Annotated in this window: 19 protein-coding genes; 6 read left to right on the top strand and 13 right to left on the bottom strand. The window is 73.8% G+C overall.

The features are described 5' to 3' along the window. Positions 1–141: 141 nt before the first annotated feature. Entirely contained in the window at positions 142–1443 is a 1302-nt protein-coding gene (locus ACIA8O_RS14175) for a helix-turn-helix domain-containing protein (protein ID WP_396293978.1), read from the bottom strand. Between the two features lie 186 nt (positions 1444–1629). On the opposite strand from ACIA8O_RS14175, the gene ACIA8O_RS14170 reads away from it, so the two are divergent. Together ACIA8O_RS14170 and ACIA8O_RS14165 are read left to right on the top strand one after the other, a co-directional pair. Next, positions 1630–2091 carry a hypothetical protein gene (locus tag ACIA8O_RS14170; protein WP_396293977.1) on the top strand — a complete coding sequence of 154 codons (462 nt, stop codon included), beginning with the start codon at positions 1630–1632 and terminating at the stop codon, positions 2089–2091. A gap of 77 nt (positions 2092–2168) precedes the next feature. Continuing rightward, on the top strand, positions 2169–2915 hold the full coding sequence (locus ACIA8O_RS14165) for a class I SAM-dependent methyltransferase (RefSeq protein WP_396293976.1): 747 nt from the start codon (positions 2169–2171) through the stop codon (positions 2913–2915). Here ACIA8O_RS14165 and ACIA8O_RS14160 read toward each other — a convergent pair. Beyond that, positions 2891–3592 carry a response regulator gene (locus ACIA8O_RS14160; protein ID WP_396293975.1) on the bottom strand — a complete coding sequence of 234 codons (702 nt, stop codon included), beginning with the start codon at positions 3590–3592 and terminating at the stop codon, positions 2891–2893. The genes ACIA8O_RS14165 and ACIA8O_RS14160 overlap by 25 nt on opposite strands. Continuing rightward, positions 3589–5217: an ATP-binding protein gene (locus tag ACIA8O_RS14155; protein ID WP_396293974.1), complete on the bottom strand. Its 1629-nt coding sequence runs from the start codon at positions 5215–5217 to the stop codon at positions 3589–3591. Before ACIA8O_RS14155 ends, ACIA8O_RS14160 begins: the two co-directional genes overlap by 4 nt. A 158-nt stretch (positions 5218–5375) precedes the next feature. Here ACIA8O_RS14155 and ACIA8O_RS14150 point away from each other — a divergent pair, with 158 nt between their 5' ends. Continuing rightward, positions 5376–6734, top strand: coding sequence for a cation:dicarboxylate symporter family transporter (locus ACIA8O_RS14150; RefSeq protein WP_396293973.1), 1359 nt, complete (start codon positions 5376–5378; stop codon positions 6732–6734). Positions 6735–6809: 75 nt separating this feature from the next. On the opposite strand, the gene ACIA8O_RS14145 is transcribed toward ACIA8O_RS14150, so the two are convergent. The 7 genes from ACIA8O_RS14145 to ACIA8O_RS14115 form a co-directional block, all read right to left on the bottom strand. Further along, positions 6810–7769: a hypothetical protein gene (locus tag ACIA8O_RS14145; RefSeq protein ID WP_396293972.1), complete on the bottom strand. Its 960-nt coding sequence runs from the start codon at positions 7767–7769 to the stop codon at positions 6810–6812. 159 nt (positions 7770–7928) lie between these two features. Next, a complete protein-coding gene (locus tag ACIA8O_RS14140) occupies positions 7929–8543 on the bottom strand; it encodes a GTP-binding protein (protein ID WP_396293971.1) in 615 nt (204 codons plus the stop codon). Further along, complete coding sequence (locus ACIA8O_RS14135; RefSeq protein ID WP_396294258.1) at positions 8524–8853, bottom strand: DUF742 domain-containing protein; 330 nt, start codon at positions 8851–8853, stop codon at positions 8524–8526. The genes ACIA8O_RS14140 and ACIA8O_RS14135 overlap by 20 nt, the downstream gene beginning before the upstream one ends. 104 nt (positions 8854–8957) lie before the next feature. After that, positions 8958–9368, bottom strand: a complete 411-nt coding sequence (locus ACIA8O_RS14130) for a roadblock/LC7 domain-containing protein (protein ID WP_396293970.1) — start codon at positions 9366–9368, stop codon at positions 8958–8960. Next, positions 9365–11824 carry a nitrate- and nitrite sensing domain-containing protein gene (locus ACIA8O_RS14125; RefSeq protein ID WP_396293969.1) on the bottom strand — a complete coding sequence of 820 codons (2460 nt, stop codon included), beginning with the start codon at positions 11822–11824 and terminating at the stop codon, positions 9365–9367. Before ACIA8O_RS14125 ends, ACIA8O_RS14130 begins: the two co-directional genes overlap by 4 nt. A 26-nt stretch (positions 11825–11850) precedes the next feature. Continuing rightward, the gene (locus tag ACIA8O_RS14120) at positions 11851–12621 is read right to left on the bottom strand and encodes an MHYT domain-containing protein (RefSeq protein ID WP_396293968.1); all 771 of its coding nucleotides are present in this window, start codon (positions 12619–12621) and stop codon (positions 11851–11853) included. A 196-nt stretch (positions 12622–12817) separates the two neighbouring features. Next, a complete protein-coding gene (locus tag ACIA8O_RS14115) occupies positions 12818–14167 on the bottom strand; it encodes a cytochrome P450 (protein ID WP_396293967.1) in 1350 nt (449 codons plus the stop codon). Between the two features lie 220 nt (positions 14168–14387). On the opposite strand from ACIA8O_RS14115, the gene modA reads away from it, so the two are divergent. The 3 genes from modA (at position 14388) to ACIA8O_RS14100 (ending at position 17215) form a co-directional block, all read left to right on the top strand. Continuing rightward, positions 14388–15188 (top strand): molybdate ABC transporter substrate-binding protein, encoded by an 801-nt coding sequence (gene modA / locus ACIA8O_RS14110; protein ID WP_396293966.1) that lies wholly within the window; start codon positions 14388–14390, stop codon positions 15186–15188. Then, positions 15185–15997 (top strand): molybdate ABC transporter permease subunit, encoded by an 813-nt coding sequence (gene modB, locus ACIA8O_RS14105; protein WP_396293965.1) that lies wholly within the window; start codon positions 15185–15187, stop codon positions 15995–15997. Before modA ends, modB begins: the two co-directional genes overlap by 4 nt. A 144-nt stretch (positions 15998–16141) precedes the next feature. After that, positions 16142–17215, top strand: coding sequence for an ABC transporter ATP-binding protein (locus tag ACIA8O_RS14100; RefSeq protein WP_396293964.1), 1074 nt, complete (start codon positions 16142–16144; stop codon positions 17213–17215). Here the strand turns inward: ACIA8O_RS14100 and ACIA8O_RS14095 are convergent, their stop codons facing one another. From ACIA8O_RS14095 to ACIA8O_RS14085, 3 genes are all read right to left on the bottom strand, one after another. Next, positions 17216–18265: a hypothetical protein gene (locus tag ACIA8O_RS14095; protein ID WP_396293963.1), complete on the bottom strand. Its 1050-nt coding sequence runs from the start codon at positions 18263–18265 to the stop codon at positions 17216–17218. Positions 18266–18358: 93 nt separating this feature from the next. Further along, positions 18359–19006: a response regulator gene (locus ACIA8O_RS14090; protein WP_396293962.1), complete on the bottom strand. Its 648-nt coding sequence runs from the start codon at positions 19004–19006 to the stop codon at positions 18359–18361. Next, positions 19003–20217 carry a sensor histidine kinase gene (locus ACIA8O_RS14085; protein WP_396293961.1) on the bottom strand — a complete coding sequence of 405 codons (1215 nt, stop codon included), beginning with the start codon at positions 20215–20217 and terminating at the stop codon, positions 19003–19005. Before ACIA8O_RS14085 ends, ACIA8O_RS14090 begins: the two co-directional genes overlap by 4 nt. Positions 20218–20304: the final 87 nt, after the last annotated feature.

Genomic DNA, 20304 nt, shown 5'->3' with positions numbered 1-20304 from the left:
TACAGCGTCTCGATGCCGAAGGCCGTGGCGGAGGAGGCCCGCAGACGCGCGGGCGCAGGCGGCTTCAGCGCCTACGTCACCGCCGCGGTCATGCACCGGTTGGCCCTTGACGGCGCGGCCGAGCCGCAGCCAGGCCCTGGACTAACCACCGAACCTCGCTCCGATGACAGCGCTCAACTCGCGGACTCCCTGGGTCCGGGGATGCCGGTCGGCCAGTTCCGTGGCGATGGAGAGGATGGCAGACCGGTCACGGACCTCGGCGGCGCTCGCTCGTAGAGCCGCAAGGAGCTCACGGGCGGTCTGTTCGGGTCGGCCCCACTGCCACCATGCGCGGGCTAGATCCGTGTGCATGCGGGCACGTCGTTCGGCGGTGGGAAAGTGCTCCGGACGCAGGTCCTTCCCGGCCTCCAGCGCGGATCCGGCGTCACCGAGGGCCCAGTGCACACCTACTGCGTACAGATCAACGGCGGCCGGGGTGACGGGGAACAACCGGCCCTCAGGGACAGTGGCCGCCAACCGGCCGGCTGCCCGGCGGGCTTCCTCCGTCATGGCGAGGGCATCACCACGCCGCCCGGCCCGAGCGGCGGTGTAGGCCATGGTGCACAGCATCTGGGCGTACCCGGCGGCCTGCGCCCCGGTACGCAACCCGGTCGCTTCCAAGGCTGCAACGGCGGAAGTCATCAACCGCGCAGCGGCCTGACCCTGGTCCTGGTGACGCAGCACGATCGCCATCTCCCGTGCGGCGGCGGCCTGCGCCAGGGGCGAACCGGACACCTCGGCCCAGGTGCGGGCCCGATCGGCAGTGATCCGCGCACGGTCATGGTGACCGGTCTTGATCAACAGTGCGGAGGCGAGGCTGTAGACGGTGGACAGTCTCGCCTGATCGAGTTCCCGGCGTGATCCGGCTGCGGCGTGGGCGTCCGCGATCAGCGCGGGCAACGCACCAAGAAGCCGGTCGTGAGCTCCTTCGTCATACAAGCCCCTTGCTCGGACCAGCCGTCGATCGAGCTGGGCAGCGCGTGCGGAGATGGACGGGGTCTGGGCGAGGGCGTCGTCCAGGCCGAGGAGCAACGAGGCAGGCCCTGCCGCGGCGACGGCGAACAACGAACGGCGACGCATAAGACTCTCCTCGGCACTGCGGGAGCGGGGCGCCGCCACTCTAGTGGCGGCCCGGGCCGACGCGTCCGGTGGCGCGAGGGAAGTCACCAGGACGTGTGGGGGCATCCCCACTTCCACAGCCGCCCGCTGAACGAGCGTCAAGTCCACCACGCGCGCGCTGCGCTCCAACCGGGACAGCGTCGATGCCGAACATCCCAGTCGGCCCCCGAGTTCGGCAAGAGTCCAGGCGCGGTGCTCACGACCCAACCGGATCAGGGCACCGGGAAGCCGCTGCGCAGCCAGTGCCCGGGCCGACGGGGTCGTCCACAACACGTCACCGGGCATCAGCCCTCCCACACGGCACGACCGAAAGGCCCAGTCACCGTACCGGCACCGAATCCGGGCGTCGACGCTCCTTGCAGACCGTGCAAATCAGTTGCACCGCAAGCGAGCTGATCTTGAATCAGTCCGGACCAGCGTTCTCCTGGAGCCACCACCCCAACCGTCGGGGCCCGATCACCAGGAGGCGCCATGACCACCGCACTGGTACCGCAGACCGTCCGACCCACCGACCGCGGCCCCCGCAGCGCCCGCGAGCTGGTGCCCGTCGCGTTGTGGGACAAGCAGGTTGCCCTGCTGATGCGCGACTACCCCTACGACTCGGTGATGGCCACCCGCGTCCTCGGACAGGCCTACGCCTACCTGCTCACTGCCATGGCCCACCGGGGTGAGCAGCTGGGCCTGGCCCCCAGCACCCTCGTCGACATCGGGGTCCACACCATCATCCTCGACACCGTCACCTACGCCGACCTGTGCCGTCGACACAACGGCGGCCGCTTCCTCCACCACGTGCCCAGGGTGGACTTCAAGCACGACGGCTCGGTCATGACCACCGCCCGCCTCATCGCCACCGACGGCTGGGACGTGGACCTGCCGCTGTGGGCCGACGCCGCCAACTGCAGCCCCTGCCACCCCGGCAGCGACTCCCACTGAACCGACTGAACCACCCGCCGGGCCCGTGTGGGTGAACTTCGCGAGAACCGGCAACGCGTGCGACGCCGGGCGCCAGGATGGGGCGGATGACGAGTCCGACCGCCGCTTCAACTCCTCTCATGCCCGACCTGTGGCACCACTACGGTCGGGCACGCTCGGGTTCCGACCGGAGCGTGCCCGACCGGATCCACTTCACGTGGGACCAGCGGGGCGGCCCCGGTGCCGAAACCCTCGGTGAACTGAGCGGCCGTCAAGTGGCCGACCTCGGCGCAGGGTCAGCCCGCCAGTCGGCCCACCTGGCCGCCCATCACTGCCCCGCCCGTATCGACGCCATCGACGCCTCGCCCGCCCAACACGCGATGGCGCTCGGCCTCTACGCCCACCTCGCGCCACGCCTGCGCCTGGTGAACGCCGACGCCACCGAACACCTCCTCGGCCATCCGGGTCACTACGACGTCCTCTACAGCCTCTTCGGCGCTGTCGACTTCACCGACCCCCGGCACCTCCTGCCCGCCGCTGCCCGCGCCTTGCGCCCCGGCGGTCTGCTGGTCATCGCGACCCTGCACCACTACGTCGACGGTCGCGCTGCGGAGGCCGACCCCGTGCACGCCGACATCCCCGCGAAGGCCCCGGACGGAACGTCTGCCACGATGCGCCGCTGGGTCCTCCAGGAGCAGGTGTGGACGGGCCTCCTCGGTCGGGCCGGCTTGACCACCACCAGCGCCGCGGTGCTCCCGGCGGCCCCGGTCGGTACCCGTTCCGCCGCCACTCTCCTGCTGCACGCCCACCGGTCGGCGGATCAGCGGGGGCTGCGCCAGCGGTAGTGGAGTTCGGGGCGGCCGACGGTGCCGTAGCGGGGTTCGCGGGCGGCGAGGCCGGTGGTGACGAGGTGTTCGAGGTAGCGGCGGGCGGTGATGCGGGAGACGCCGGTGGCGGTGGCGGCCGCGGTGGCGGTGAGGCCTTCGGGGGCGGTGCGCAGGACGGTGGCGAGGGTGTCGAGGGTGGGGGCGCTGAGGCCCTTGGGGAGGGCGGTGCGGTCGGGGGTGCGGAGGGCGGCGAGGGCCTGGTCGACCTCGTCCTGGCCGGTGGCCTCGCCGGTGCGGGCCAGGGTGGCGTGGTAGCGGGCGTAGCGTTCCAGACGGTCCGTCAGGGCGGCGCTGGTGAAGGGCTTGAGCAGGTACTGGACCACGCCGGCGGAGACGGCCGAGCGGACCATGGCGAGGTCGCGGGCCGAGGTGACGGCGATGACGTCGGCGGTGTGGCCGGCGGCCCGGATGGCGCGGCAGAACTGGAGGCCGTGGCCGTCGGGGAGGTGGAGGTCGAGCAGGATCAGGTCGACGGGGGTGCCCTCGGCGCGGGTCCGGTCGAGCAGGCGGCGGGCGGCGGCGCAGCTGTGTGCCGTCCCGGCGGCCCGGAAGCCGGGGGTGCGGGAGACGTAGAGGGTGTGCGCGTCGGCGGCGACCGGGTCGTCCTCGACGATCAGCACGGAGATGGTGCTCATGCCGTGACCTCCCGTTGGAGGGGCAGGCGGACCGTCAGGACGGCGCCGTCGGCGGGGGAGCCGCCGACGGTGACGGTGCCGCCGTTGCGGCGGGCGGTCTGCCGGACCAGGGCGAGGCCGAGGCCGCGTCCGCCGGAGGAGGCCTTGGTGGTCCAGCCCCGGTCGAAGACCTCGCCGGCCGCGGCCGGGTCGATGCCGGGGCCGGAGTCGGCCACCCGGAGCAGGAGTTCGGGGCCGTCGACCCGGGCGGTGACGGTGACCTCGGGGGCGCGGGCGGCGGCGTTCTCGATGGCGGCGTCCACCGCGTTGTCGACCAGGTTACCGAGCACGGTGACCAGGTCGCGCGGGGTGAGGCCGGGCGGCAGGACGCCGTCGTCGATCCGGCTGTCCTCGGTGAGGGTGAGGTCGACGCCGCGTTCGAAGGCCTGGGCGGTCTTGCCCAGCAGCAGCGCGGCGAGCACGGGTTCGCCGACGGCGGCCACCACCCGGTCGGTGAGCTGCTGGGCGAGTTCCAGCTCGGCGGTGGCGAACTCCACCGCCTCGCGGTGACGGCCGAGTTCGATCAGGGAGACCACCGCGTGCAGCCGGTTGGCGGCCTCGTGGGCCTGCGCGCCGAGCGCCTCGGCGAAGCCCCGGACGGAGTCCAACTCGCCGGAGAGCGACTGGAGTTCGGTGTGGTCCCGGAGAGTGACCACGGTGCCGAGGCCGGGGCCGACGGCGGAGGTGTTGACCACCACCACCCGCTCCTCGGTGAGGTGGACCTCGTCGCGGACCGGATCGGAGCCGCTACCGGTCAGCGCCCGCACCAGGGAGGGCGGCAGGCCGAGCGAGCGGACCGCGACGCCGTCCAACAGGCCGGTGAGGCCGAGGAGTTCGCGGGCGGCGTCGTTGCAGAGCACCACCCGGCCGTGCCGGTCGAGCAGTACCAGGCCCTCCCGGACGGAGTGCAGCGTGGCCTGGTGGTAGTCGTAGAGGTGGCTCAGTTCGGCGGCGCCCATGCCGTGGGTGTGGCGGCGCAGCCGGGCGTTGGCCAGGTAGGTGGCGAGGCCGCCGAGCAGCACGGCGGCGGCCGCGACCGCCCCCAACGCCATGAGCGGGCCGCGCAGTTGGGCACTGATGGACTGCACGGTGATGCCCGCGCTGACCAGGCCGACCACCCGGGTGCCGTCCTGGACCGGGACCACCACCCGGACGGACGGGCCGAGGGTGCCGGTGTAGGTCTCGCTGAACACCTGCCCGGCCAGGGCCTGTTCGGTGTGGCCGAGGAAGCGCTTGCCGATCTGCTCCGGATCGCGGTGGGTCCAGCGGATGCCGTCGGGGGCCATCACGGTGACGAAGTCGACCCCGGTGTCCTGCCGTACCCGCTCGGCGTACGGCTGGAGCACGGCGGAGGGCGCGGGGGTGAGGGCGGCCTCCCGGACGCTGGGCGCGTCGGCGACCGAGCGGGCCACGGCGGTGACCTGGCGCAGCGCGGCGTCCTCGGCCCGGCCGGCCGTGAACAGGTAGGCGAGCACCGCTCCCCCGGCCACCACGGCGGCCACGATGACCACCTGCACCACGAAGAGCTGCCCCGCCAGGCTGCGGGCCCGGCGGCGTCTGGGGAAGTCCGAGGGGCGCGCGTCCATGCAGGCCAGTGTGCCCTGCCCGGCCCATGAGGCGGCTCCCGAGGACGTGTGAACTCTATGAACGGAAACGTGACCCGGCTCACGCCCGCGCGGGAGAGTCGTCCCCGGCCCGCCCACCCACGGGCCGCCGTCGTACCGCAGGCGAAGGAGCCTCCCCCATGACCAGCACAGCAGCCCCGGGGCACAGAGACCGGACGCACTACCTCTACGTCGCGGTGATCGTCGCCGTGCTGGCCGGTGTCGTGGTCGGCCTGGCCGCGCCGGGCTTCGCGGTGGAGCTCAAGCCGGTCGGCACCGGGTTCGTGAACCTGATCAAGATGATGATCAGCCCGGTGATCTTCTGCACCATCGTGCTCGGCATCGGCTCCGTGACCAAGGCGGCCAAGGTCGGCCGGGTCGGCGGTCTGGCGCTCGGCTACTTCCTGGTGATGTCCACCGTCGCGCTGGCCATCGGCCTGCTGGTCGGCAACCTGCTGGAGCCGGGCTCCGGGCTGCACCTGACCCAGGCGCTGGCCAAGGCGGGCCACGCCCAGGCCACCGCCGGGCACGCGCAGTCCACCACCGACTTCCTGCTCGGGATCATCCCCACCACGCTGCTCTCCGCCCTGACCGAGGGCAAGGTGCTGCAGACCCTGCTGGTCGCGCTGCTGGCGGGCTTCGCGCTCCAGGCGATGGGCGCCGCCGGCGCGCCGGTGCTGCGCGGGATCGAGCACGTGCAGCGGCTGGTGTTCCGGGTGATGTCGATGATCATGTGGCTGGCGCCGGTCGGTGCCTTCGGCGCCATCGCCGCGGTGGTGGGGGCGACCGGGACGGCGGCCCTGAAGAGCCTCGCCGTCATCATGATCGGCTTCTACCTGACCTGTCTGCTCTTCGTGGTGCTGGTGCTCGGCGGGCTGCTGCGCCTGGTCGCCGGGGTGAGCGTCTTCGGCCTGCTGCGCTACCTGGGCCGGGAGTTCCTGCTGATCCTGTCGACCTCCTCCTCGGAGAGCGCGCTGCCCCGGCTGATCGCCAAGATGGAGCACCTCGGGGTGAGCCGCCCGGTGGTCGGCATCACCGTGCCGACGGGCTACTCCTTCAACCTGGACGGCACCGCCATCTACCTCACCATGGCCTCGATCTTCATCTCCGAGGCGCTGGACAAGCCGATGTCCCTCGGGCAGCAGCTCGGCCTGCTGGTCTTCATGGTGATCGCCAGCAAGGGCGCGGCCGGGGTCACCGGCGCGGGCCTGGCCACCCTGGCCGGCGGCCTGCAGTCGCACAAGCCGGAGCTGGTCGACGGCGTCGGCCTGATCGTCGGCATCGACCGCTTCATGTCCGAGGCCCGCGCCCTCACCAACTTCGCGGGCAACGCGGTGGCCACCGTGCTGATCGGCCACTGGACCAAGGAGCTCGACCGGGAGCGGATGACCGAGGTGCTGGCCGGCCGGCTGCCCTTCGACGAGACCACCCTGGTCGACGGCGGCCACGGCACCGTCCCGGAGCAGGCCGCCGCGCCCGCCCTGGAGAAGACGGGCTGACGCCCCCTCATGACACGCAGGCCTCGCCCGGGAACACCACGACCGGGCGGGGCCTGCGCCTTCGTTCCCGCCGGGTCAGGCCTCGTGGCGGGAGCCGCTGAGCACCCAGGACAGCCCGGTGGCCGGGTCCTCCAGGGCCAGGTGCAGGAAGCGCAGCTCGTCGGTCGGCTCGTGCCAGGTGAAGCAGCGCAGCCGGGAGACCAGGGCGTTCACCTCCGCCACCGAGAGGACGGACCCGCCGGTCATCGCGGCCAGGATCCGCCAGACCGCCAGGCGGCCCTCGGCGCAGCCCTGCCAGGGGCGTTCGGAGGCGGCCTGCACCAGCGCCGGGTAGACCGCGCCGAACGCCAGGTGCCCGCCGGTGACCCGGCGCAGGGAGGTCAGCTGGGCGGCGGCGGCCGGGCCGGTTCCCCGGACGCAGCGGGCCCTGGCCCACGGTACGGCCGCGGCCAGCAGCCGGGTGGCGGCCAGGCCGAGCACCTGGTCGCCACGCTCGGGGAGCTCGACCGGGCCGAGGCCCTCCAGGCCTGCGGGCAGGGTGAGCAGGGTCCGGCGGGCGCCGCCGGCCGGCAGGTACTCGCGCACCAGGGCGTCCGGCTGTCCGGCCGCCAGCTCCCAGGGTTCCGGGGTCAGCGGCACGCCCTCCGGATCGGGCTCGCCGCCGGGGCCGAGCTGCTCGCCGAGCAGGGCCCGGGTGTGCCGCACCAGCCGCCGCACCGGCTCGGGGCCGAGCAACGGGGCCAGTCGGCGCCAGGTGTGACGGGTCGCCAGCACCTCCCAGAGCGGCCCGCTGTCGTGGTCGGCGGTGGTCGCGGTGGCACCCGGGCCGCCGTCCGGGTCGAACAGCCGCGCCGCCAGTTCGGGGGGCGCCCCGTACGCGATCAGGTGCCCGAGCGGGGCGGTCTCGGCCGCCCCCTGGGCCTCGCCGCGCAGCTCGGCGCCGACGGCGCGGGACTCCCGGTAGAGCCCGAGCAGGTCGGGCCAGCGCTCCTCGTCGGCCAGCGTCCGCAGCGAGCGGCACTCGTAGGTGATCACATTTTCAGCGTACGGATCGTGACGGCCCGTCAAGGGAGGCGCGGCCGGGCCGGGCGGTGGACACTGCGGCGGACCGCGCGGACGGGCGGGGCGGTGGACGGCGCGGACCGGCGGGGCGGCGGACGGCGTGGCGGGCGGTGCGGCGGGCCGGCCGCCCGCTCAGCCGCCGACCCGCTCCAGCAGGCGGGCGGCGTGCACCCGCCCCGCGTGCTCGACCAGGTTGACCAGCACCTCCTTGCCGGACTCGCGGCGGCGGGCGTCGCAGATCACCACGGGGGTGGAGCCGTCCAGGTCCAGCGCGCGGGCGACCTCCTCCGGGCCGAACTCGCGGGTGCCGGCGAAGCGGTTCACCGCGACCACGAAGGGGATGCCCCGGTGCTCGAAGAAGTCCACCGCCGGGAAGCAGTCCGTCAGCCGCCGGGTGTCGGCCAGCACCACCGCACCGAGGGCGCCCTGCGCCAGCTCGTCCCAGAGGAACCAGAAGCGGTCCTGCCCGGGCGTGCCGAACAGGTAGACCGACAGGCCGTCCCGGATGGTGATCCGGCCGAAGTCCATCGCCACCGTGGTGGTGGTCTTCTGCTCCACCCCGCCGGTGTCGTCCACCCCGGCCCCGGCCAGGCTGAGCTGCTCCTCGGTGCGCAGCGGGCGGATCTCGCTGACCGAGCCGACCAGCGTGGTCTTGCCCACGCCGAAGCCCCCGGCCACCAGGATCTTCAGGGCGAGGTCGGCCTCGGCCGGGGAGGCGGAGGGGCGGTCAGAGCGCGCGGAGTCCATGGATGACCTCACGGAGGATGTGCTCGTCGGGGAGCAGGGCGGGCGGGACGGGGCGGCTGACCCGGACGTACCCGGCGGCCAGCAGGTCGCCGAGCAGCACCCGGACCACCCCGAGCGGCAGGTCGGTCTCGGCGGCGATCTCGGCCACCGAGAGGGCGTCGTCCCGGCACAGGCCGAGGATCGCGCCGTGCTCGGGCCCCACCGGCAGGTCGGGGCCGTCCGGCACGTCGCTGACCACCAGGGCGATCAGGTCGAACTCCGGCCCGGTGGGCACGGTCCGGCCCTGGGTGAGGGCGTAGGCGCGGACCATCGGCCCGGCCTCGCCGTCGTACCAGCGGGTGTGCCGTTCGGGCTCGGACGGGTAGCCGAAGGCGGTGCCGTCCAGGTGGCGGCGCTGCGGGTAGAGCACCGCGCTCACCCGCCGACCGTCGAGCGCGGTGGTGCGTACAGGTGCTCGCCCACCTGGCGGACCAGCCGGGCCATCTCGTAGGCGATCAGGCCCAGATCGGCGTCGGCCCGGGCGAAGACGGCCAGGCAGGTGCCCTCGCCGGCGGCCGCCACGAAGAGGAAGCCGTGCTCCAACTCGACCATGGTCTGCCGGACTTCACCCGCCTCGAAGTGCCGGCCGGCGCCCTTGGCCAGGCTGTGGAAGCCGGAGGCGACGGCGGCCAGGTGCTCGCCGTCCTCCCGGTCGATCCCGGCCGAGCTGCCGACGGCCAGGCCGTCGGCGGAGAGCATCACGGCGAAGCGGACCTGCGGGACGCGGGAGACCAGCTCGTCCAGCAGCCAGTCGAACTCGCCTCGGCGGTACGTGGTGCCGTTCATCGGTGCTCTCCCTCGGTCGGTCCGGACGGTCCGGACGGGGTGTACGGTCCGGACGGGGCGTACGGGGACTGCGGGGTGTACGGGGGCTGCGGGGCGGACGCGGACGGCGGGTTGACGGGGCGTCGGTCCTTGCCGCGGGCCCAACCGCGCTGGTACGCGGACATCGCGGCCCTGGCCTCCTCCGGGTTGCGCCCGGCCGGACGGGGCGGCCGGGCGGCCGACCGGGGCTGCTCCGGTGCCTGCCGTAGCTGCGGTACCAGGCTGGCCTGCCGCACCCGGCGCGGGAGTTCGTCGGGGTCGGTCACCGCCGGGCGCCCCAGCGGCGGCACCCCGAGCGGGGGCACCACCGCCAGCGGCGCCGGCGGCGGGGGCACCACGACGGGCGGAACGGACAGCGGGGCGGGCAGCGGGGCGGGCAGCTCCGGCAACTCCAACGGCTCCGGCAGTTCCGACAGCCCCGACGACTCCACCGGCCGCACCGTCTGCTCCGGCTCGGCCCCGTGCACCGGCTCCGGCCGGCCCGGCTCCTCCAGCAGCACGTTGGGCAGCAGCACCACCGCCGTGGTCCCCCCGTACGCGGAGGGCCGCAGCGAGACCCGGACGTCCTGACGGCGGGCCAGCTTGCTGACCACGAACAGGCCGAGCCGGTCGCTGTCGAAGAAGTCCACCTGCTCGGCGGCGTCGATCCGCCGGTTGGCGTCGGCCAGCGCCTCCGGGCCCATGCCGAGCCCGCGGTCCTCGATCTCCAGGGCGTAGCCGTTGCCGACCTGCTCGCCCCGGACGTGCACCTTGGTGTGCGGGGGCGAGAAGCCGGTGGCGTTCTCGACCAGTTCGGCCACCAGGTGGATCAGGTCGGCCACCGCCTGCCCGGCCACCGAGACCTTCGGCAGCCGGTGCACCTCCACCCGGGGGTACTCCTCCACCTCCGAGACGGCGGCCCGCACCACGTCCACCAGCGGCACCGGATTGCGCCAACCCCGGCCCGGGGCGGCCCCGGAGAGGATGATCAGGCCCTCCGCGTGGCGGCGCATCCGGGTGGTGAGGTGGTCGAGGCGGAACAGGTCGGCCAGCTCCGCCGGGTCCTCGGTGCGGCGCTCCATGGCGTCCAGCAGGGCGAGCTGACGGTGCACCAGCACCTGGCTGCGCCGGGCCAGGTTGACGAAGACGCCGGAGACCCCGGAGAGCACCTCGGCCCGCTCCACCGCCGCCGTGACGGCGGCCCGCCGGACCGTGCCGAGCGCACCGTGCACCTGCCCGATCTCGTCCTGTCCGTGCGGGCGCCGCGGCGCCTCGTGCTCCACGTCGATCTCCTCCCCGGCCCTCAACCTGCGCATGGTGGCCGGGAGTTCGCGCCCGGCCAGCTCCAGCGCGGAGTTCCGCAGGGCGATCAGCTCGGTGACCAGACCGCGCCCGATCTGCACCGAGATCAGCAGCGAGGCGATCACCGCGACCAGACCGAGCAGCACCGCCGCGCCGGAGGCGGAGAACAGCCCGAGCGCGTACGGGCGGGCCTGCGCGGCGGCGGTGGCCCCGGCCTCGGTCTCCACCGTGCGCAGGGTGCGGGCGACGTTCCCGGCCGCCACCATCCACTGCTCGGCGCTGACCGCCTCGGCGGCCGAGCGGCCGTCCGGCGCGCTGCGCACCGCGTCCTCCTGGCGCAGCAGTTCGCGGTGGTCGGGGCCGCCCGTGACGGCGGCCAGCGCGGCCCGGTCGGCCGGGCGCAGGTCACGCGCGGCGGTCTGCTGGAACAGCCGCCGGGCGTGGACGGTGGCCGCGAACTCGGCCCGCTGCTCCTCGGTGAGCGCACCGGCCCGCTGGCCGGTGCGCAGCAACGCGTCCTCCCGGGAGAGGAGTTCGCGCGAGCGGGCGAACTCCAGCAGCACCCGGGCGTCGGAGCCGGCCCGGTGGTCCTGGAGCCCGCTGACGGCCCCGCCGACCTCCAGCGCCCGGTCGATCGCGGCGGTGTAGCCGACGTAGGTCTCGTCCCAGCGGACCTCACGGGTCAGCACCCGCCGACGCAGCTGGGCCACGCCGGTCAGCGCGCTGCCCAGCTCGTCCAGCCGCCCAGCCGCCTCGGTGCCGTAGCCCCGGGCGTCGGCCCGGTTGTAGGAGCCCCCGACGCCGAGCGGGGCGACCGCCCGGTCGGTGGTGTCGGCGGCCTCCCGCAGCGTGGCCTCACGGGCGGCGGTCGGGGCGGCCAACTGCTGCCCGGCAGCGGCCCGTTCGGCCTGGAGGCCGGTGACGGTGGCGGCCACCGGCACCAGCAGTTCGGCCTGCACCTGCTGGATCCGGAGCAGGTCGGAGACCTGCCGCGCGGTGGTGACGGTGGCGAAGGACCACAGGGCCATCACCGACACCACCGGGACCATCAGCAGGGCGACGATCCTGGCGCGTACCGTCCGTGGCCTCAGCCGCCGCCATCCGAGGCGGTCGGCCGGTCCGGCGTGGCTTCCCATCGAAAACGACCCTCTCAGTGACGGAACTAGACTTCCTCGATGGCCAGTTGTCCGGCTTCGCGGTACGCGGCCCGCTCCTGCGCGGTCGGCGAGAGCGCCACGAAGGCCGAGGTCAGGAAGAGGAACGAGCCGAGCCCGACGGCCAGCGGGAAGATGAACTGCATCGGCGTCGCACCGCCCAACTCGACCCGCGATGGCTCCAGTTCGACCTGTACCGCGGCCATGCCGGTGTAGTGCATCAGGCTCACGGCGACGCCCATCACCAGGGCGGCGGCAGCCGCCGCGTAGACGTTGCGGATGGTGACGGCGGCCCAGAGCGCGGCACTGGCAGCGCCGACCGCGATCAGTACCGAGAGCGCCACCGTGCCGGCCTCGTAGCGGAGGTGGCCGTGCATCCGCACCGCCGCCATGCCGAGGTAGTGCATGGCCGCCACCCCGACGCCGGTGATCAGCCCGCCGAGCAGCAGCGAGCGCCCCCGGTGCCGCCCGTAGCCGACGGCGAAGACCCCGAGGCCGACCACCAGGACGGCGACCAGCAGGCTGAGCACGGTGAGCGGCACGTTGTACCGCAGCTCGGTGCCGTCCACGGTGAAGCCGAACATGGCCACGAAGTGCATGGTCCAGATGCCCGAGCCGATCGCGGCGGCGGCGGTGACCAGCCAGTTCCGCCGGGCGGCGCCGGTGGCGGCCAGGGCGCGCAGGGTGCAGCGCAGGCCGAGGGCCGCGCCGATGCAGGCCATCACGTAGGAGATGACCGGAGTCGGCCAGCCGAAGCCGAAGTGATCCAGGTGTGCCATCGAGCCCCCGTCCGATGTGGCGTCAGACAGCGGACGCTACGCAGCGTCGAACGGGGGTCACCAGAAGATGTGAAAAGCAGCCCACCGGGGGGCTCGCATGTGCTGAACTGGCGTGCGCCCTGTGCGCCGGGCGCACGCCCTCCCGTTCAGCCGGGGTCCGTGCCTCGAAGCGCGGGGCCTCGGCGGCCCCCGGGCCTCAGCGGCGCTTGAGCCTCAGCCGCACCGGGCTCGCCGCCTCCAGGGTGATGCCGTGGGTCAGCGCCACCTCGTTGTCCAGCGCCTCGACCTCGAAGGTGCGCAGCAGCGCCGCCAGGCCGAGCACCGACTCCAGCATCGAGAAGTGCTGGCCTATGCAGGCCCGCGGCCCGCCGCCGAACGGGAACCAGGCGTAGCGGTGCCGGGCGGCCTCCGCCTCCGGCGTGAAGCGCTCCGGGTCGAAGCGCTCCGGGTCCTCCCAGTGCTCCAGGTGCCGGTGCGTCACGTACGGGGCGACCATCACGTTGGCCCCGGCCGGGATCACCGTGCCGCCGATCACGCTCTCCGCCACCGCCAGCCGCCCGATCACCGGGGCCGCCGGGTAGAGCCGCATCGCCTCCTTCAACACCATGGTCAGGTAAGGGAGTTCGTTGTAGTCGGCGGCGGTCGGGCGGCGCCCGCCGGCCAGCAGGCCGTCCAGCTCCTCGTGCACCCGAGCCTGCACCTCGGGGTGGTGGCCGAGCAGGTGCAGGGTGAAGGTGAGCGAGGTGGCGGTGGTCTCGTGCCCGGCCAGCAGGAAGACCAGCACCTGCTCGCGCAGCTCGGTGGCGTCCAACTGCGCGCCGTCCTCGTCCCGGGCCGCCGCCAGCAGGCCGAGCAGGTCGTCCGACTCGGCCGCCGCCCCGCCGCGGGCCGCGATGATCGAGTCGCAGACCTGGTAGAGCGCCCGCTCGGCCGCCATCGCCTCCCGGTTGCTCGGGGTCGGCCAGGTGCGCGGGATGCGCACCGGCTGGAAGCCGCGCGCGGTGACGTAGTGGGCCAGGACCGGGAAGTTGGTCCGCACCGAGTCCAGCGCGGTCTCCAGGTCGGCCCCGAACAGGATCCGGGAGACCGCGCGCAGGGCGAAGCGGGACATCTCGTCCACCGCGTCCACCGACCCGGGCATCCCGCCCCAGCGGTCCACCAGGGCCTCGGCCTCGATGCCGATGGCGTCCGCGTAGCCGTCCACCCGGCGGCGGGTGAAGAGCGGCTGGATCAGCCGGCGCTGGCGCTGGTAGTCGGTGTCCTGCGAGGTGAGCAGCCCGTTCCCGAAGCTGATCCGGATCTCCTCGTAGAAGCTGTTCTCCTTGCGGAAGTTGGCGGCCTGGCCGGCCAGCACCTGCTGGGCGCCCTCCGGCGAGTAGACCCCGTAGAACTCGGCCCGCAGCCCGGGCGGGCCGGCGGTGAGCCGCACCACGTCCCCGTACTCGCGGTGCGCGGCCAGGTACGTGCCCAGCGGATCGCGCTTGAGGTCGAACATCGAACCGAGCAGCGGCACGCCGGCCGGACCCGGCACCTGTGTCGTCGGCAAAGGAACCCCCCTTTTGTGGAACAGACATTCGCTCCCCACGCTAGCTGACGGAGTATCAGCGCAGATAGGGCGCACGTTCGGACCCGGAGGGTCACCTGTCACTTCGCACATGCAGCCCGCATGCCCCCTCGGGCCTGGCCCGTGCAATGAGACAGGGGATATTTCAGCCGCAGCTGCGGCACTATGATCGCCTCACCACACCATGAGGAGACTCGCTCACATGACCGTCACCGTCCGCCGCGCCGCCCTGGCCGCCACCGCGTTCGCCCTGGCCACCGGGCTCACCGCGTGCAGCAGCTCCGGTTCCACGACCTCCTCGCCCTCGGCCTCGGCCGGCGGCCCCAAGCTCTCCGGCACCGTCACCGTCTTCGCCGCGGCCTCGCTCAAGGAGAGCTTCACCGAGCTCGGCAAGCGCTTCGAGGCCGCCTACCCGGGCGTCAAGGTGACCTTCAACTTCGGCGGCTCCTCCGCGCTGGCCACCTCGATCACCTCCGGCGCCCCGGCCGACGTCTTCGCCGCCGCCTCCACCAAGACCATGAAGACCGTCACCGACGCCAAGGCCGCGAACGACTCCAAGGTCTTCGTCCGCAACACCCTCGCCATCGCCGTCCCCAAGGGCAACCCCAAGCACATCACCGGCCTCAAGGACCTGGCCGGCGGCGGCCTCAAGGTCGCGCTCTGCGCCAAGGAGGTGCCGTGCGGCGCCGCCGCCCTGGACGCCCTCAAGGCCGGCGGGGTCAACCTCACCCCCGTCACCCTGGAGCAGGACGTCAAGGGCGCCCTCACCAAGGTCGAGCTCGGCGAGGTGGACGCCTCCCTGGTGTACAAGACCGACGTCAAGGCCGATGCTGCCAAGATCGACGGTGTGGACTTCCCCGAGGCCGCCCAGGCCGTCAACGACTACCCGATCGCCGCGCTCGCCAAGGCCCCCAACGCCGACGGCGCCGCCGCCTTCACCGCCTACGTCCAGTCGGCCGACGCCCGACGGGTCCTCACCGAGGCCGGTTTCCAGACCCCGTGACACCTGCTCAGCCCCGCACCCGCCGCAGCCTCCGTCGCGCGCGGATTCCGTACGCGCTCCTGCTGCCCGCGCTGATCGGCCTCGCCTTCCTGGTGCTGCCGCTGCTCGGACTGCTGGTCCGCGCCCCGTGGCGCGACCTGCCCGAGCAGCTCACCAGCCCCGAGGTCTGGGAGGCGCTGCGCCTCTCGCTGTTCTGCGCGACGGCGGCCACGGCGCTCTCCCTGCTCTTCGGGGTACCGCTCGCCTGGCTGCTCGCCCGGACCGAGTTCCCCGGGCGGGGGCTGGTGCGGGCACTGGTCACCCTGCCGCTGGTGCTGCCGCCGGTGGTCGGCGGCGTGGCGCTGCTGCTGGTGCTCGGCCGCAACGGGATCGTCGGCCGCTGGCTGGACGCCTGGTTCGGCATCACCCTGCCGTTCCACACCTCCGGGGTGGTGCTGGCCGAGGCCTTCGTGGCGATGCCCTTCCTGGTGATCAGCGTCGAGGGAGCGCTGCGGGCGGCCGACCCCCGGTACGAGGAGGCCGCCGCGACCCTGGGCGCCTCCCGGCTCACCGCCTTCCGGCGCGTCACCCTCCCGCTCATCGCCCCCGGCGTCGCGGCCGGCGCCGTCCTGGCCTGGGCCCGCGCCCTCGGCGAGTTCGGCGCCACCATCACCTTCGCGGGGAACTTCCCCGGCAAGACCCAGACCATGCCGCTCGCCGTCTACCTGGCGATGGAGTCCGAACCGGAGGCGGCCATCGCGCTGAGCCTTGTGCTGCTCGCCGTCTCCATCGCGGTCCTCGCGGGGCTCCGCGGCCGGTGGATGTCGTGAACGAGAGTGGTCACACCAGGGGCGCGGGGAACTGCGCGCGGGGGAACGGCAGCACCTGCAACTGGCTCGCCTGCCCCGATCCAGCGCTCGTCCGCCTTCCGAATCGCGCAGTTCCCCGCGCCCCCGGGGTCACGGAGTGTGCTCATGTCTCTTGATGCCCATCTGATCGTCGAGCGGAGCGCCCGGGACGGGCGGGCCGGGTTCCGGCTGGACCTGGAGCTGGCCGCCGCGCCGGGGGAGGTGGTGGCGCTGCTCGGGCCGAACGGGGCCGGGAAGTCCACCGCCCTGCGGGCCCTCGCGGGGCTGCTGCCGCTGACGGGTGGTCACCTGGCGCTGGACGGCAGCAGGCTGGAGGCCCCGGCCGAGGGCCTCCACACGCCCGCCGAGGCCCGTCCCGTCGGCGTGGTCTTCCAGGACTACCTGCTCTTCCCCCACCTCTCCGCCCTCGACAACGTCGCCTTCGGCCTCCGCTGCCGGGGCATGAACCGCCGCGCCTCCCGCGAGGCCGCCCTCCCCTGGCTGGAGCGGATGGGCCTGGCCGAGCACGCCCAGGCCCGCCCCGGCGGGCTCTCCGGCGGACAGGCCCAGCGCGTCGCACTGGCCCGCGCGCTCGCCGTCCACCCCCGTCTGCTCCTCCTGGACGAGCCCCTCGCCGCCCTGGACGCCCGGACCCGGCTGGACGTCCGGGCCCAGCTCCGGCGCCACCTGGCCGAGTTCGAGGCGGTGGCCGTGCTGGTCACCCACGATCCGCTGGACGCGATGGTGCTGGCCGACCGGCTCGTGGTGGTGGAGGAGGGGCGCGAGGTGCAGTCCGGCCCGCCGGCCGAGATCGCCCGACGGCCCCGGACCGACTACATCGCCCGGCTGGTCGGCCTCAACCTCTACCAGGGGGAGGCCGCCGGACACACCGTCACCCTCCCCGACGGCGGCCCGGCCCTCACCACCAGCGAGGAGCTCACCGGCCCGGCCTTCGTCGCCTTCCCGCCGTCCGCCGTGGAACTGCACCGCTCCCAGCCCGACTCCAGCGCCCGCAACGTCTGGCAGTTGGAGGTCACCGGCCTCGACCTGCACGGCGACCAGGTCCGGGTGGACCTGACCGGGCCGCTGGACCTCGCCGCCGACCTCACCCCGGCGGCGGCCGCCGACCTCGACCTGGCACCGGGCACCGCGGTCTGGGCCACCGTCAAGGCCGCCCAGACCCACGCCTACCCGGCCTGATCAGCGCCGCCGCAGCCGCCGCCCCGCCACCACCAGACCGGCACCCACCGCCCCGAGCACCGTGGCCCCCAGCACCGGACGCTGCCACCCGGCCGCCGCGCCCGTCTCGGGCAGCTTCCCTCCCCCACCGCCGTCCACCGGCGGCACCGGGGCCGGCGGACTGCCGCTCGGCGTGGGCGTCGGAGTAGGCGTGGGCGTAGGCGTGGGGGTCGGGCTCGGACTCGGCGTGGGCGTCGGAGTAGGCGTCGGACTCGGCGTGGGCGTAGGCGTGGGGGTCGGCGTAGGCGTGGGCGTCGGTGTAGGCGTGGGAGTGGGAGTGGGCGTAGGCGTGGTGTTGTCGACGCAGTGGGCGTGCACCTCACCCAGCCGCATCGTCGTAATGTCCCCCTGGTACACCTGCGCCCCACCCATGTCGTTCAGCACCCCGCTGACCGCGATGTCCAGCCAGGCCGCCGCGTCCGGCTGCCTGCTCTGGGTGACCGGGTCCTGATGGGGCGTCACCACCACCGTCAGGGTGCTGGGCCCGATCGTCGGGGTGTCCAGGTCGTTCCCCGTGACGGACAGCTGCGTCGTCCCGACCCCGACCCGCTGCCCGAGCACGGTGATCTGGGCGCCGTCCGTCCGGCTGTAGGCCAGCGCCCAGGGGCCGATCGGCGGCGGCACGCACTCCGCGTAGGAGTCGATCGCGGCCACCCCGCTCTCCGCGACCGCACGCACCGCCAGCAGCTGCTTGCTCTTGAAGTTCACCACCAGGTCGGTGAGTTGGGCCTGCCCGTAGATCTTGCTCTCGGCCGCGTCGGTCCGGCTGACCTGGGTGGCGATGGTGACCTTGGTGAGCACGCCGTCCGGGTCGGAGAAGTCGCCGTTGTCGGTGTCACCGAAGGCCACGCTGTCGGCGGTGCCGTAGACGCCGCTGAAGGCGGTCATCCCGATCGGGTCCACCTCCTGGTTGGTCAGCTTCACCAGCTCCGAGGTGGCCAGCGCCCCGGGTGCCACCGCCCTCGGCCCGGCCGCCGTCGAGGGCACCATCGCCAAGGCCCCGAGGGCCACCGCCGTACAACCCGCCACCGCGACCCGTCGTGTCATGGATTCAGACATACCACCCGAAAACACCCGTGATCCCGGCGGCACGCACAGCCACGCCTACCTGGGCACGAACCCCGACTCGTATGCCACGATCACGGCCTGCGTCCGGTCCCGTGCCCCGAGCTTGGCGAGCACGCTGCTGACGTGCGTCTTGACGGTCTGCACCCCGAGGAAGAGCTGCTCGGCGATCTCGCCGTTCGACAGCCCCTTCGCCACCAGCCGCAGCACCTCCGCCTCACGATCCGTCAGCCCGGCCCGCTCCATCGCCTCCCGGGCCGGGCGGTTGGCCCGCTCCCCCGCCAGCCGGCGGATCGCGGCCGGGAAGAGCAGCGACTCGCCCGCCGCCACCAGCCGCACCGCGTGCGCGATCTCGGCCGGCCGCGAGCGCTTGAGCAGGAAGCCGTCGGCGCCCGCCCGCAGCGCCTCGTAGACGTAGTCGTCGTTCTCGAAGGTGGTGACCACCAGGACCTTCGGGGCGTCCGCCCCGCCCGCCGCCAGGATCGCCCTGGTCGCGCTCAGCCCGTCCACCTCCGGCATCCGGACGTCCATCAGCACCACGTGCGGCCGCAGCGTGCGGGCCAGCACCATCGCCTCCGCGCCGTCCGAGGCCTCGCCGATCACCCGGAGGTCGCCCTGGGCCTCCAGTACGGCCCGCAGCCCGGCCCGCACCAACTCCTCGTCGTCCACCAGCAAGATGTCGATCATGCCGACAACCGTAGCGGGAGCCGCACCGAGAGCACCCACTCCTCCCCCTCCCAGCCGGCCGCCGCCTCCCCGCCCAGCAGGACGGCGCGCTCCCGGATGCCCCGCAGGCCCTTGCCCCCGCCCCGCCGCGAACCACCCTCCGTGGCACGCCCGTTGGCGCTGCGGATGCGCAAGTCCCCGCCCTCGGTGGCCAGTCGGAGTCTGATCGGCTGCCCGGGGGCGTACTTGAGCGCGTTGGTGACGGCCTCCTGGACGATCCGGTACGACTCCCGGGAGAGCACCCCCGGCAGCTCCCCGTGCGCCACCGCGACCACCGCCACCACCGGGCTGCCGGCCGCCCGGGCGGTCTCGAACAGTCCGTCCAGCTGCTCCACCCCCGGCCGCTCCACCGCCGAGCCGTCCGCGCTGTCCCGCAGCAGCACCAGGGTGCGCTCCAGGTCGTCCATCGCCCGGCGGCCGGTCTCCTCGATCACCTCCAGCGCCTTCGCCACGAAGGCCGGATCGGCCACCTCCCGCGCCGCCCCCGCCTGGAGCACCGTCACGGTCAGCGCGTGCCCGATCGAGTCGTGCAACTCCCGTGCCAGCCGGTTCCGTTCCAGCAGCCGCTCGGCCCGCTGCTCCGCCTCCGCCAGCCGCTCGGTCGGCGACGGCCCCAACAACCGCACCGCCATGGCGAGTTGCAGCCGCCCGGCCAGCGCGACGAACAGCACCAGCACCACCAGTACCACCGCGACCACCGGCAGGTAGGCCAACGGCGGCACCGACCGGGGCAGCGACAGGCCGAACGGCTCCGGATGCCGGCCGGTCACCACGTACGAGACCGTCGAGACCGCACCCGCCACGCCGAACAGCGAGACGTAGCCCACCGGCACCCCCAGCGCCGTCCGGCCCAGCAGCCAGGCCGCCGTCCGCCGCAGGTCGGCCCAGCCCTTCGAGGAGGCGGTGCCGATCTCCTCCTCCCGCTCCGGCACCAGCAGCAGCCGGGCCTGCACGCCCTCGGCCCGCCGGACGGCCGGGATCAGCGCGATCAGCACCAGCAGCACCGAGACCACCGCCGCCCACTTGGCGATCAGTTCGATCACCGGCACACCGGCCTCGATCCCGGGATAGACGAACAGCACCACCCCCGCGAAGATCATGCCGACCACCAGGTGCAGCCAGCGGGCGTAGGTGGCGGGCGCGAGCAGCGGCGCGAAGATCGTCTTGAGCACCCGCCCATGGTGCCAGGCCGTCCCCCGCTCCCGGCTCCCTCCCGGGAGGGAGGCCGTCCCCTCCCCGGCGGGATCCGGCCCACCGCC

Source organism: Kitasatospora sp. NPDC051853, from assembly GCF_044452665.1.
In the GTDB taxonomy this organism is placed as follows: Bacteria; Actinomycetota; Actinomycetes; order Streptomycetales; family Streptomycetaceae; genus Kitasatospora.
Note: the sequence above shows the minus strand (reverse complement) of the source record. Positions and strands in the feature narration are given on the sequence as shown.